This window comes from Bacillus infantis NRRL B-14911 (genome assembly GCF_000473245.1).
GTDB classification, from domain to species: Bacteria; Bacillota; Bacilli; order Bacillales; family Cytobacillaceae; genus Bacillus_AB; species Bacillus_AB infantis.
Window position 1 is genome coordinate 3,614,738 of sequence record NC_022524.1, and the last position, 13,059, is coordinate 3,627,796.

General features: G+C 47.8%; 11 protein-coding genes. 5 read left to right on the forward strand and 6 right to left on the reverse strand.

Annotated elements, in window-relative coordinates:
* Nucleotides 1-179: 179 nt before the first annotated feature.
* Nucleotides 180-3,539 carry a DNA polymerase III subunit alpha gene (gene dnaE / locus N288_RS18245; protein WP_009791345.1) on the reverse strand — a complete coding sequence of 1,120 codons (3,360 nt, stop codon included), beginning with the start codon at nt 3,537-3,539 and terminating at the stop codon, nt 180-182.
* 411 nt (nt 3,540-3,950) lie between these two features.
* On the opposite strand from dnaE, the gene N288_RS18250 reads away from it, so the two are divergent.
* Both N288_RS18250 and ytrI read left to right on the forward strand, forming a co-directional pair.
* Entirely contained in the window at nt 3,951-4,286 is a 336-nt protein-coding gene (locus N288_RS18250; RefSeq protein ID WP_009791343.1) for a YtrH family sporulation protein, read from the forward strand.
* Entirely contained in the window at nt 4,283-4,786 is a 504-nt protein-coding gene (ytrI, locus tag N288_RS18255) for a sporulation membrane protein YtrI (protein ID WP_009791342.1), read from the forward strand. The genes N288_RS18250 and ytrI overlap by 4 nt, the downstream gene beginning before the upstream one ends.
* 38 nt (nt 4,787-4,824) lie before the next feature.
* Here the strand turns inward: ytrI and N288_RS18260 are convergent, their stop codons facing one another.
* On the reverse strand, nt 4,825-5,757 hold the full coding sequence (locus N288_RS18260; protein ID WP_009791341.1) for a DHH family phosphoesterase: 933 nt from the start codon (nt 5,755-5,757) through the stop codon (nt 4,825-4,827).
* Nucleotides 5,758-5,937: 180 nt separating this feature from the next.
* On the opposite strand from N288_RS18260, the gene N288_RS18265 reads away from it, so the two are divergent.
* Nucleotides 5,938-6,249 carry a YtpI family protein gene (locus N288_RS18265; protein ID WP_022544270.1) on the forward strand — a complete coding sequence of 104 codons (312 nt, stop codon included), beginning with the start codon at nt 5,938-5,940 and terminating at the stop codon, nt 6,247-6,249.
* 315 nt (nt 6,250-6,564) lie between these two features.
* Here N288_RS18265 and N288_RS18270 read toward each other — a convergent pair whose 3' ends face one another.
* The 3 genes from N288_RS18270 to N288_RS18280 form a co-directional block, all read right to left on the reverse strand.
* Nucleotides 6,565-7,884: a CBS domain-containing protein gene (locus N288_RS18270; RefSeq protein ID WP_009791760.1), complete on the reverse strand. Its 1,320-nt coding sequence runs from the start codon at nt 7,882-7,884 to the stop codon at nt 6,565-6,567.
* A gap of 131 nt (nt 7,885-8,015) precedes the next feature.
* Entirely contained in the window at nt 8,016-8,267 is a 252-nt protein-coding gene (locus N288_RS18275) for a hypothetical protein (RefSeq protein WP_022544271.1), read from the reverse strand.
* Nucleotides 8,268-8,375: 108 nt separating this feature from the next.
* Nucleotides 8,376-9,056, reverse strand: coding sequence for a metal-dependent hydrolase (locus N288_RS18280; RefSeq protein ID WP_009795444.1), 681 nt, complete (start codon nt 9,054-9,056; stop codon nt 8,376-8,378).
* A 158-nt stretch (nt 9,057-9,214) separates the two neighbouring features.
* On the opposite strand from N288_RS18280, the gene N288_RS18285 reads away from it, so the two are divergent.
* Nucleotides 9,215-10,309 (forward strand): M24 family metallopeptidase, encoded by a 1,095-nt coding sequence (locus N288_RS18285; RefSeq protein WP_009795445.1) that lies wholly within the window; start codon nt 9,215-9,217, stop codon nt 10,307-10,309.
* Between the two features lie 44 nt (nt 10,310-10,353).
* Here N288_RS18285 and ald read toward each other — a convergent pair whose 3' ends face one another.
* Complete coding sequence (ald, locus tag N288_RS18290) at nt 10,354-11,475, reverse strand: alanine dehydrogenase (protein WP_022544272.1); 1,122 nt, start codon at nt 11,473-11,475, stop codon at nt 10,354-10,356.
* A gap of 248 nt (nt 11,476-11,723) precedes the next feature.
* On the opposite strand from ald, the gene N288_RS18295 reads away from it, so the two are divergent.
* Nucleotides 11,724-13,049, forward strand: coding sequence for a purine-cytosine permease family protein (locus N288_RS18295; protein WP_009791721.1), 1,326 nt, complete (start codon nt 11,724-11,726; stop codon nt 13,047-13,049).
* Nucleotides 13,050-13,059: the final 10 nt, after the last annotated feature.

A 13,059-nucleotide genomic window follows, 5' to 3' on the forward strand; every position in this document is an offset into this window, starting at 1 on the left:
AGTGGTCAGACCAGTCAATCTATTTACCAATATAACATATCCTGATTTGATGTAAAGACAAAACAACCGGTCCAAATGACGTATTTTCGTCCGTTTCTGCCTAATTTCAGGACGACTTGCTGCTGTAACCTTTCTGCCGGAAGAAGCAAAATTCCTGCCTGAAACAGGCAAGAATCCCACTATTTTATAATTACATTTTCAGTGCCTAGCACGCTGCCCAGATCTTTGAGCAGCTTTTCTGTGGCATCTGCTCCGTTTCCTTCTGCCAGGCGGATCGTCTTTTGAGATCCTGCATAATGAAGGACGACCGGAACTGATCCAGGATTCCTCCCCAGGATAGCTTTGAGCTCCTTCAGGCCTTCAGGTGTTTCTATATCTTCAGGGACCTTCAAATATAAGGTCCTCTCATGCTTGCCTGCTTCTGCAGCTGCCTGTCCCATATCTGCGGCACGGTTCACAATAAACTGCCTCTTTCCATCCCGCTCCTCGGCTTTGCCTTCCAAGAGAAGGATAGCTCCCTGCTTCAGAAGTGCAGAATCCCTTTTATATACCGCAGGGAATACAACTGCCTCCATTTCTCCGCTCTGGTCATTCAGGGACAGGAAAGCCATGGCCTCTCCCTTCTTCGTCCTGATTTTTTTTACTTCTGAAAGATAAGCGGCAGTTCTTATATTCCGGCTGCCAGGTTCCATATCTGCCAGCTGTGTGACACCGAGGGAGGCAAAACTGGCAGCATAAACGGAAACAGGATGGTCTGACAGATAAAGTCCGAGATACTCTTTTTCATACTGAAGCTTATCTTCAATGCGGATGGGGTCATTTTCCGCGTACTTCGGCTTGATGGAAAATTCATCTTCAGAGAAGAAATCCTCCTGGCCGGACTCATCCGGCTTAACCAGTTCTGCATGCTCAATCGCTATATCCAGAGTGGCAAGCAAAACAGCGCGGTCCTCCCCGAATTCGTCGAAGCTGCCGGAATGCACAAATGCCTCCAGAATTTTTCGTGTGGCTGATTTTGCAGGTACCCTGATGCAAAAATCAAACAAATCCTCAAAACGCTTCTGCCTTCGGGCGTGAAAGACATCCTTCAGGACAGAGGCGCCTATCCCTTTCACTGCTGCAAGGCTGTAGCGGATGCCGCCGCTTTCTGCCTGGAAGGAATAGCCGCTCGAATTGATTGATGGCGGAAGAAGCGTGAGCCCCAGATGCTTCAGCTCACGGATATACTGGGCAAGCTTATCTTCATTGCCTGAAGCCTGTGAAAGGAGTGCAGCCATAAAGTTCAAAGGATAATTAGCTTTTAAATAGGCAAGCTGGTAAGCGATAAAGCTGTAGGCGACAGCGTGGCTTCTGTTAAAGCCGTAATTTGCAAAGCGCACAATCAGGTCGTAAACTTCCTGAGCTGTTTTCTCGTCATAGCCGCTGCTCACAGCACCTGATGCAAAATGGGCCCTCTCCCGGTCCAGCACATCCTTCTGCTTTTTACTCACAGCCCTTCTCAGCAAATCTGCTTCTCCCAAAGAGAAGCCGGCCATCTTGGAAGCAATCTGCATGATTTGCTCCTGGTAGACAATGACTCCGTAAGTTTTTTCTAAATACGGCTTCAAATCCGGATGCGGGTAAGAAATCGGCTCTTTCCCATGCTTCCTGTTAATGAAGGATGGGATATTCTCCATCGGTCCCGGCCTGTATAGTGCATTGACCGCCACAATATCTTCAAAGCGGGTCGGCTTCAGCTTCTTGAGTACATTCCGCATCCCATCAGATTCAAGCTGGAAGACACCTGTCGTCTCCCCGGAGCTAAGAAGCCGGTATGTCTTTTCATCATCCAGGGGGATCTTTTTTATATCAGGTTTCTTTCCTGTTTTCCGCTGAATGGAGGATAAAATCGTTTCAATAAGGGAAAGATTGCGCAGCCCCAGGAAGTCCATTTTTAAAAGGCCGGCAGCCTCCAGATGCTCCATTGAGTATTGCGTCAAATAGACTCCTTCATGGCCCTGCTGGATTGGAACCACATTAACAAGGGGAAATTCGCTGATAACCACACCTGCAGCGTGTGTGGATGTATGCCTTGGAAGCCCTTCGATTTTCAGCGCTGTTTCAAATAACCTCTTATTCAGGCTGGATTCAGCCGTAAACGCCCGCAGCTGTTCTGATTCTTTGTAGGCTGTTTTCAGGTTTGTGCCTGGTCGGGACGGGATCAGGCGAGAAACCTGCTCAAGCTCTTTTGCATTCAGGCCGAATACCCTTCCGGTATCCCGCATTGCCGCTTTGGCTGCCAGCGTGCCGAAAGTGATAATCTGGGCCACATGGAGCTCTCCGTATTTTTTTGCGACGTATCTGATGACCTCATCCCTTCTATGGTCCGGAAAGTCTATATCAATATCTGGCATGGATATCCGCTCCGGATTAAGAAAGCGCTCAAACAGGAGCTCATGCTCAATTGGGTCAGCATCGGTTATATAAAGGACGTAAGACACCATGGATCCGGCCGCAGATCCCCGGCCGGGGCCAGTTAGGATGCCGTTTTCTCTGGAGAATTTGATGAAATCCCAGACAATCAGAAAATAATCGCTGAACTTCATTTTTTTAATGATGCCTAACTCATATAGAAGGCGTTGGCGATGGACTTCCGAAGCCTCGGGATAGCGCTCCGCAAATCCCTTCCAGCACAGCTCTTCCAGCAGTGTATCCGCATCCCCCTCCGGGACAGGGTATTTTGGCAGATGCTTCTTATCAAGCTCCAGCATGACATTGCACTGCTCCATAATTTTAATGGTGTTCTCCAGTGCTTCAGTGCTTTCTGTAAAAACCTCTGACATTTCTTCTGCTGTCTTAAGATAATATTCATCGCTTTGAAGACGGAAGCGGTTTTCGTCCTGGAGTTTATCGCCATTTTTAATGGCCAGAAGGCATTCCTGGGCAAAAGCATCTTCTTTTTCGGCATAAAACACCTGGTTTGCCGCAGCGGTCTGAAAGCCATGGTTTACAGACAATTCCTTCAGCTTTCTGTTTATCTTCTTTTCTTCCGGAAGGCCATGATCCTGATAGGCCAGATAAAACCGGTCTTTTCCGAAAATCTCTGTATAGAGGCGAATGGCTTCAAGCGCCTTCTCTTCTTCACCGCCGGCAATATACTGTTCGATTTCTCCTTCCAGGCCCGGTGTAAGGGCAATAAGCCCTGAGGAATAATGCTTCAGCCATTTTACCGGGATCCCCCCGTCCGCTTTCGTTTGAAGAGTGCTCGATATTTTCAGGAGGTTCTGGAAGCCGTCCTGGTTTTGGGCCAGGAGCACTAAAGGGCTCGGCCCCTTTTCCCCTCCCGCGGATTCAATATCTGCACAAAGGCCGATGATCGGTTTAATAGAATGCTTGAGACATTCCTTGTAAAACTGAACCGTACCATACATTACATTCCGGTCTGTCAAGGCAATGGCGCTGAAGCCTTTCTGCTTTGCCCGCGCAACAAGCTGTTCAACCGAAACCGTACTTGTCAGCAGGCTGTATGCACTATATACATGAAGGTGAATAAATGACATTAACTCACACCCTTAATCCGTCGTTCCGGGCACAAAGCCTGGCAGGGGTCTTCAACCTCTCCCGCCGGCCCCGCACTAGAAAGAAACTTTTATAATATCAATTATAGAACGTCCGTTTCCAAAAAGAAAATAAGAAATGCGGAAGCGGCTTGCCCAGAGACGACAAGCATAAGACGAGCAGGACGGAAGGTTGTTCTTTAACCTTCTGGCCTGATTGGCTTATGACTCGAGTCTCTAGCCGCTGGAGCTGGACAATACGAAATGCGGAAAAGCCTTGCTCATCTGCCTTAAAAATCCCTCCAAACTTTCCTGATCCTGAACATAATAGCTGAAGTTTGTCCATAAGATGGAATAGGGGAAATTTATGAATCTTTTAAACGAGCGACTATCTCGATAAGGAAGGATTACACTATGAAACACCAGCCATTTTTTGCTTCAATGATGGAAAGCTATTTTATTGCACTGGGTGTTTTGATTGGCGGATCGATTATCGGGGGGCTTGCAGCTTTCCTGACCGGCAAGCCGCCTCTGACTGAGGTGTTCCGCCTCTCCAATATGATCAGGATCTGGGCGATCGTCGCCGCGATCGGGGGCACTTTCGATGCTGTATACAGCTTTGAAAGAGGGCTGTTCCAGGGAGAGACAAAAGATATTTTCAAACAGTTCATGCTCATTCTTTCCGCGCTGGGCGGAGCACAAACGGGGGCACTGATCATCAGCTGGCTCACACAGGAGCATATATCATGAGGATCCCTCCTTATTACAGGAAGCCGGCATGGCAGCAGCTGTTTGCCGGCATGGCCATTGGCGGCGCCGTCAGCTGGTTCATCTTTTTGTTCATTTTTGGCGTATGGCAGGAGGACTACAGTTTTAAGATAGAAAAACAGGAAGAAACAATTGCAGGGCTAAGAAATGATATCAAGCTCTGGCAGGAGAGCTTCAAGGAACAGAATAAGAAAAGCCTTAAACAGATGACTGTACAGGACATAAAAGTAAAAATAACCAACGCCGATAAATATAAGCTTGATACATTGAGTGTGCTTCAGGTCGAGGACAGCGTCAAGGAGGATATAAGAATTCTGGTGGCAAAGGATATGGAAAGCGTATCGAAAAGCACAGGACTGATCAGGAAGGTCATTGAAAACCGGACATTCCGCATCAATGATAAAAGATACCGCCTGGAAGTAAGTGAAATGGTCATTTTTACAACATTGACGATTTCCTTGAAGATATCTTTTGAAGACTAAGGAAAGGGCGCCCATTATACCGGCGCCCTTTCAGCCTGTTACAGGCAGATTTCCTCCAAATCTTTGATAACATCCTTCTTTTCTTCCCATGAATGGATGGAAGCTCCTGCTGCCAGGGGATGTCCCCCGCCTTTATACTTCTTGGCCAGGCCATTGATGACCGGCCCCTTTGAACGGAGGCAGACCCTGATCTGATCTTCTTCCTCGATAAAGAATACCCATGCTTTGATTCCCTGGACATTGCCAAGTACCCCTACAAGAAGGGATGCATCTGAAGCCTTAAGTCCATATTGCTCCTGAAGCTCCCTGCTGATTGTCACAGATGCTGCGCCGTTGGCAAGAACCTCGAAATTCTGCAGAACATATCCGTTCAGTTTGACGACATTCGGCTTCAGCTCATACATTTTGTCGTAAAGATCTGTCCGTGAAAAATTATAGCGGATCAATTCACCAGCAATTTCAAAGGTTTTTTCCGTTGTGCTCGGAAACAGGAATCGTCCCGTATCCCCGACAATTCCCCCGTATATCAGCCTGGCTGCCTCATCAGACATCTTTAATCCTGCATCCTTCCCCTCCAGGTAGAACTCATAGATCATTTCACTGACAGAGCTGGCATCGGTTTCAACCCACATAATGTCGCCATAAGGATCTTCGTTCGGGTGATGGTCGATTTTAATGAGCTTATCGCCCATCGTATATCGCTGGTCACAGACCCGCTCCTGATTGGCTGTGTCGCACACAATGACCAAAGCCCCTTTATAGGCTTCATCCGGGATGCTGTCAAGCCGCCTCATAAAGTTCAGCGACTCTTCCTCCTTCCCGACCGTATATACCGTTTTTTCCGGGAAAGATGTTTTAATGATTTCCGCCAGCCCGCCCTGGGAGCCGTATGCATCAGGATCAGGCCTTACATGGCGGTGGATGATGATGGTATCATATTTTTTTATTTCATCAAGAATTTTTGATTTCATTGTGGTCTCCTTTTAGAAAGAATATCTAATTATTAGCATAAAAGAATCAAAAGAAAAAGAAACGGCCTGCTCTTTTTATGGCTTTTCCTCCTGATTATCGTTAAAATAATATAGGTGCCGGCTCATAATCAGGCTGACACTTATATTAATCCCAAGAGAATGATGCCCGGAGGAATTCAAATGCCTGTTTTAGTCATACTGATTGTTATTTCCATTGCATTCTATGTATTCTATAAAATAAAGACTGTGAGAAGCCGGAGGCCTGCGGAAAAAAAGTGGCTGTCTGCCAAGTCAAGCATCGCGCTGGGACTGTTTGTCGCCTTATTCGGCATCAACCAGCTTTTCCTTTACAGCACAACTGTCACCTATATTGTCGCTGCCGTCTTTATTATTCTCGGCGGAATCAATGTCTGGGCAGGTTTTAAAGCCTACCAGCATTATCTTCCTTATGCCGCTAAGGAAGCAGAAGATCTCCGCAAACAGCAAAATTAAAGCCTTTTTCAAAAAGCCGTTCCTTATGGAAGCGGCTTTTATTTATGGCTTGGTTCAAGATGCGGAAGCTGCCTAATGGGCAAGCCGCCTCCGCTTTTATCATTTATAGTTATTCCTCTTCGGTCTTGGAAAACAGTCCAGTTCCGGGCGCTAGCCCCTCGAGTCATAAGCTAATCAGGCCAGAAGGTTAAAGAACAACCTTCCACCCTTCTTGTCTTATGCTGGGCCCACAGGATGTGGGTCATGCAGGCGTTGCCACAGGACGTGGCGTTCTTAGCCTGCGTTCTTTAATATAGCAAAGCTTTTCTGCATTTCTTAATGCCGGTCAATGAGCTGGCACATCATCATGGCTTTTCCTACGAGAATGCCTTCACTGAAAACTTCGACGTCTACTTTGCCGAATTTGCGACCGGCTTCAAGTATTTTTGGAACGATTTCGAGTACGCTGTCGATCTGGACAGGCTTCAGGAAGTAGATAGTCATATTCTCAACAACAAGATCCCCTTTTTTATAGCTTCTCAGGACTCTGTTGGCTGCTTCGGTGACAATGGTTGTGAACACGCCGTAAGAGATTGTGCCGAGGGGATTGGTCATCTGGGGGCTGACCTCGCAGCGGTATACATCTTCTCCCCTCGCCTTTCCGCGCGACAGGACCAGCTGGCTTGTTACAGTATCATCAATTGTCTCTCCCACCTGCGGCTGCCTCTGGATCATCTGCAGCGCCTTGAGTACATCCTGCCTGCTGATGATCCCCTGGAGCCGATTGGCTTCATCGGCAACTGGAAGAACCTCGATGCCTTCCCAGACCATCATATGGGCGGCTGATGCTACACTTGTCTTCCCGTTTACAGTCATCGGGCTTTTGGTCATCAGCTTATCGATAGCTGATTCCGGAGCATGTCCCATTATATCCTTTGAAGTGATCATGCCCTGTATTTTCATATTCTGATCCACGACAGGGAAGCGGCTGTGAAGGGTTTCCCTGTTGCGGCCATGCCATTCTGAAACAGTTTCAGAGGAATAAAGGAACACCGTTTCCTGCAGTGGGGTCAAAATATCCTCTACCATGACAATCTCTTTTTTGATCAGCTGATCATAGATGGCCCTGTTGATCATCGTGGCAACAGTAAACGTATCATAGCTAGTCGAGATGATCGGCAGCTGAAGGTCATCTGCCAGCTTTTTGACCTCATCATCCGTATCGAATCCGCCTGTAATCAGGACCGCCGCCTCTGCTTTAAGTGCAAGCTCATGGGCGCGTGTCCTGTTTCCTATGATCAGCAGGTTCCCGGCGCCTGTATAGCGCATCATGGCTTCCAGCTTCATGGCGCCGATCACGAATTTATTAAGGGTTTTATGGAGGCCGTCGCGGCCTCCAAGGACAGTCCCATCTACAATGTTGACCACTTCAGCGAATGTCAGCTTTTCAATATTCTCTTTTTTCTTCCTTTCGATCCTGATGGTGCCGACTCTTTCAATCGTGCTAACATATCCTTTATTTTCAGCATCCTTGATTGCACGGTAAGCCGTTCCCTCACTGACCGACAAGGCCTTTGCTATCTGCCTGACAGATATTTTCTCGCCGATCGGAAGCTCATCTATATATTGCAGAATTTGTTCATGCTTAGTAGCCAAAACCTTCACCCTTTATTTAAAATTGCTGTTCGTCTTGTAAATTTTTCTTATTTTATTATAAGGTGAATTCCCGGCCGATTCAATTTACGATTGATGTTATAACACATATCCGCAGGACAGGAGCCCTCAGGTTATTTGCTGAAGCTCCTGGCCGGCCTCTTTTTCCTTCTGGCTGCTGCTCCCGCAGAAAGCCTTGCCTTCGCTTTGGCCTGCGAAAACAGCAGGCCGGATAGATTGCCGGCCACCACAAACAGGGCCAGCAGCAGCCAGGCCCCGGCAAAGATGCCTTCCGCCCCCGGGCTTTCAATCGACAGCTTGGGGACCGCATAGTACAGCATCATCCCGCACAGCAGGATACACAGTAAATACCGATTGTTTTTCATTGCAACTCCTCCTTTTTCTATTTTATATCTATGCGGACATGCCTGAAAAAGACCTTTAGATAAGGAGGGGGCGGCTGCAGAAAAAAAGAAGTGCAGCCGCAGCTGCACTTATAGTTCGATGGACTCCCCTGCTTCAAGCACCTTGCCTTTGCCTGAAGGAAGCATTTCAATAAATTTCTGCGGATCCTGTTTGATCGGGGGGAAAGTATTAAAATGGATCGGTACTGTCACCCCTGCCTTCAGCAGCTCAGCTGCATATGCGGCATCTTCAGGCCCCATTGTGAAGTTATCGCCAATCGGCAGGAATGCAACATCAATCGGATGGCGCTCGCCGATCAGCTTCATATCTGAAAATAATGCCGTATCTCCTGCATGATAAACCGTTTTTCCCTCAGCCGTGAAAAGGACGCCGGCCGGCATGCCAAGATAGATAATCTCTTTATTTTCTGTCATCAGCCCGGTGCCATGAATGGCAGGTGTGAGCTTTACCTTTCCAAAGTCGAACTCATAAGCGCCTCCGATGCTCATCGCATGCGTCCTGATGCCCTGCCAGCCAAGATAAGCAGCAAGCTCGGCATTTGCAATAACAAGAGAATCATTCTTCCTTGCCAATTCCACTGTATCCCCAAGATGGTCGCTGTGGCCGTGTGTCAGGATGATGACATCCGGTTTGACGTCCTCTGCCTTCAGGTCTGTCAGTTCATTCCCTGTGATGAATGGATCGAATAAAATCACTTTGCCTTTTGTTTCAATTTTTACGACAGCATGCCCATGGTATGAAACCTTCATCGCTATCTTCTCCCTTCAAACTCTTATGTAATTCAATGTTCAACAAAAATACAGGATTTCCTCCCTGATATAGTCCTATACCCTTTCTAATTCACAATTAAAAGTTTACAATTAACATGAAGCAAATTGCACTTACATACGATTTAGGAGGTTTTTGCATGGACAGCAGAATCAGCAAGTTATCACAATGGATGAAGGAAGAGGATATTGACTTCAGCTTTATCACTTCTCCCGATAATGTCTTTTACTTAAGCGGGTTCCTAAGCGATCCGCATGAACGCCTCCTTGGCCTTGGCGTTTTCCAGGATGAAGAGCCTTTCCTTGTCTGCCCCGGGATGGAAAAAAATGATGCTAAGAATGCCGGATGGAATTATGAAATCATCGGCTACAGCGATACGGATAATCCATGGGAATTCATCTCTTCGGCCATCCAGAAAAGAAATCAAAAAGTCAGCAGGGCTGCAGTTGAAAAAGAACATATGAATGTAGAGCGTTATGAAGCAATTTCTGCTTTATTCTCCAGCGCGGCATTCGTTCCTGCAGAAGAAAAGCTGAGAAAGCTCAGGATGGTGAAGGATGACAAGGAGCTGAAAATCATCCGTGAAGCATGCGCCCTGGCCGACTTTGCCATCCAGACTGGCTGTGAAGAAATTAAGGAAGGAAAGACCGAGATGGATGTCCTCGCTGCGGTCGAGTATGCCTTGAAGAAAAAGGGCATCAATGAAATGTCCTTCTCCACGATGGTCCTGACCGGCGCAAACGGCGCTTCCCCCCACGGGACACCGGGAATGACCAAAATCAAGAAAGGCGATCTTGTCCTTTTTGATTTAGGTGTCGTAGTCGACGGCTACTGCTCAGACATCACCCGCACTGTCGCATACGGTGAGATCAGCGAGAAGCAGAGAGAAATATATGATACAGTCCTTAAAGCGCAGCTGGCCGCCGTGGACGCATCAAAGCCGGGGGCTGCCTGCTCTGAAATAGATATGACGGCAAGGAATATCATTGCAGAGGCCGGCTACGGGGAATACTTCCCTCACCGCCTCGGCCATGGTCTCGGAGTAAGTGTACATGAGTATCCTTCGTTGACTTCAGCCAACTCCCTTCAGCTTGAGAAAGGCATGGTATTTACCATTGAGCCTGGCATTTATGTTCCTGGTGTGGCAGGCGTCCGGATAGAGGATGATCTGGCCGTAACAGAAAACGGTGTTGAGATTTTAACGAAATTCCCGAAGGAACTTCAATTTGTCTGATTGAAGGAAAAAGATCCGGAGCAGCGGCTCCGGATCTTTTCTATTTACTGCTGCTCAAGCAGCGTCGCTGTATCAGAATAGTCAAGGCCATGTGCCTCGGCTACAGCTTTATACGTAACATAGCCGTTAAGAGTATTGATTCCCTTCAGCAGAGCTTCATTATCAGCGCAAGCCTGCTTATACCCTTTATTGGCGATCTGGACTGCATACGGCACAGTCACGTTCGTCAGGGCAATCGTTGAAGTGCGCGGCACGGCGCCAGGCATATTGGCAACCGCGTAATGGACTACACCGTGTTTTTCGTAAGTCGGGTTGTCATGGGTAGTGATTCTGTCAGTTGTCTCAAAAATCCCTCCCTGGTCGATCGCAATATCAACCACGACTGAGCCTGGGTTCATGCTCATGATCATTTCTTCTGTCACAAGCTTTGGCGCTTTTGCTCCCGGAATGAGAACGGCACCGATCACTAGATCAGAATCTTTGACCGCTTCTGCAATATTATAAGGATTGGACATCAATGTTGTCACATCATTGCCGAAGATATCATCAAGCTGGCGCAGGCGTTCCGGGCTCAGGTCGATGATTGTCACCTTTGCACCAAGTCCTACTGCCATTTTAGCTGCATTCGTACCGGCTACACCGCCGCCGATGATTGTTACTTTTCCGCGCTGCACGCCAGGCACACCGGATAACAGGATCCCTTTGCCGCCATGGACCTTCTCCAGGAACTGCGCCCCGATCTGGGAAGCCATCCTTCCGGCAACCTCGCTCATTGGGGTCAAGAGAGGCAATGCATGATTGGCAAGCTGGACCGTTTCATAAGCGATCCCAACCACTTTATGATCAATCAGAGCCTTCGTCAGCTCCGGCTCTGGAGCTAAATGCAAGTATGTAAATAAAATCAGGCCTTCACGGAAATAAGCATATTCACTAGGCAGGGGCTCTTTTACCTTCATGACCATTTCCATGGACCATGCTTCCTCTGCACTGTTTAAAATTTTCGCGCCAGCAGCTGTATAATCTTCATCAGTGAAACCGGATCCCATGCCAGCCTGGGTTTCAATAAATACTTCATGACCAAAGTTCAGCAAATTGACAACGCCAGCCGGTGTCATTGCGACACGATTTTCATTGTTTTTTATCTCTCTGGGTATTCCGATACGCATGCTGCATACCTCCTGCAAAATATAGTAAATAGGATAGAACCGATACTACTATAACACCTTTATAGGAAAAGAAGAAAGTAAAATTTTTTTATCGCCTGCAAACCCTTACATTGCCGTGATGATACGCTCTTTGTTAAAATGCTGAGTTATTCGGTTAAGATGACTGCTTTCCATGCCCGGGACAAAAAAATATCCTTCAGTTCCACCGATTATTGTAAAATGTATTTAGAAAGAGAGCTGATGCAAGTATGGCGTCAACTGCCAACATACAAAAAGACAGCCGGGGTAAAATTGAGCAGCTTGGGCTGGAGGCCGTTCCCTCCCATCTTAAACAGACACCCTGGTATGATTTCATGATTCTGCAGATGGCCTTTTCGGTAAATTCGGGGAATTTCCTTGTCCCTGCACTTGCCGTGATTTCAGGGGGCCTTTCTTTTTATGCTGCCGCAGCATCCACCATGATCGGGGCGGCTTTCGCCTTTCTGTTTGTGTCCTTCTTGACGCTGCCCGGATCCCGCTACGGGCTGCCTGCCCAATATGCGATCAGAAGCATGCTTGGCACAGGGGCGGCAAGATATATTTCGTCTCCGATCCGTACTTTGACCTCATTATACTGGTTTGCTGTCCAGACGATCGGCGGAACTGCTGTACTGACCGAGCTGGGCAGCAGGCTTTTTTCTGTCAGGCTGCCTTTTCTGGCAGTGTCGGTCTGCCTGGCCCTGATCATGGCCATATTAGCGCTTGTCGGCTTTGATGCGGTGAAAAAAGCAACCCGCTATTTTATGCCATTTCTGCTGATCGGCCAGGCTGCACTGTTTGTCCTGCTGATCCAAAAAGCGAATCAGACTGATCACAGCACAATCTTAACCCATGGCAGCTGGGAGTTTTCTTCATTCCTGTTCTATTCAAGCCTGGCTTTTGTCCAATACGTTTCAGGATTAAGTGCTTCTTCTGATATGGCAAGGTACGCGAAGTCTGAACGCGGCGCTTTCTGGGGGCTTTTTTCCGGGAACACAGCCGGCTTTGCCATCACAGCCGTTTTAGGGGCATTGTCTGCAAGCCTCCTGGGAGAGCTGAATCCATTTGTGTCGGCAAGCACCCTCACATCTTCTGTTTCCGTACTGGTGCTGATTTTCGCCTGTGCCATGATGTCGATGATTTCCATCAACCTGAACAACGCCTATACAGGCGGATTCAGTCTGCTGAATACATTCCAGGGGCTCGGCAGGATAAAGAGTGCATGCCTGTTCGGGCTCGCTGCGGTCATTCTGAGCTGCTTTCCTGATATCGTTGAATCAGCGCAGAAATACATCTCTCTGCTCGGCACCTTTGTCATTCCCATTTCTGCGGTTATTGCAGCAGATTTTCTTTTCATAAAAAGGCGGAAGCTGACTGAGGCAGATCTGCTGGTCCTGCGGGAGCCTGGTTTTGTCAATAAGCAGGCAATCATCAGCATGGCTTTCGGGATCATCTCTTACAGCCTCCTGCCTGAAAATGCTTCTCCAGGTTTTGTTTCATTTATAGCCACCGCTTCCCTTTACATTTGTCTTCAGCTGCGAAAAGGAAGGCAATAACGAGAAAGTG

What these genes read in the sequence shown, in the direction of transcription:
- dnaE (WP_009791345.1), bottom strand. Translation starts at nt 3,539, where the DNA reads ATGTCATTTATTCACCTTCATGTATATAGTGCATACAGCCTGCTGACA.
- N288_RS18250 (WP_009791343.1), top strand. Translation starts at nt 3,951, where the DNA reads ATGAAACACCAGCCATTTTTTGCTTCAATGATGGAAAGCTATTTTATT.
- N288_RS18265 (WP_022544270.1), top strand. Translation starts at nt 5,938, where the DNA reads ATGCCTGTTTTAGTCATACTGATTGTTATTTCCATTGCATTCTATGTA.
- N288_RS18275 (WP_022544271.1), bottom strand. Translation starts at nt 8,267, where the DNA reads ATGAAAAACAATCGGTATTTACTGTGTATCCTGCTGTGCGGGATGATG.
- N288_RS18260 (WP_009791341.1), bottom strand. Translation starts at nt 5,757, where the DNA reads ATGAAATCAAAAATTCTTGATGAAATAAAAAAATATGATACCATCATC.
- N288_RS18280 (WP_009795444.1), bottom strand. Translation starts at nt 9,056, where the DNA reads ATGAAGGTTTCATACCATGGGCATGCTGTCGTAAAAATTGAAACAAAA.
- N288_RS18285 (WP_009795445.1), top strand. Translation starts at nt 9,215, where the DNA reads ATGGACAGCAGAATCAGCAAGTTATCACAATGGATGAAGGAAGAGGAT.
- ald (WP_022544272.1), bottom strand. Translation starts at nt 11,475, where the DNA reads ATGCGTATCGGAATACCCAGAGAGATAAAAAACAATGAAAATCGTGTC.
- ytrI (WP_009791342.1), top strand. Translation starts at nt 4,283, where the DNA reads ATGAGGATCCCTCCTTATTACAGGAAGCCGGCATGGCAGCAGCTGTTT.
- N288_RS18295 (WP_009791721.1), top strand. Translation starts at nt 11,724, where the DNA reads ATGGCGTCAACTGCCAACATACAAAAAGACAGCCGGGGTAAAATTGAG.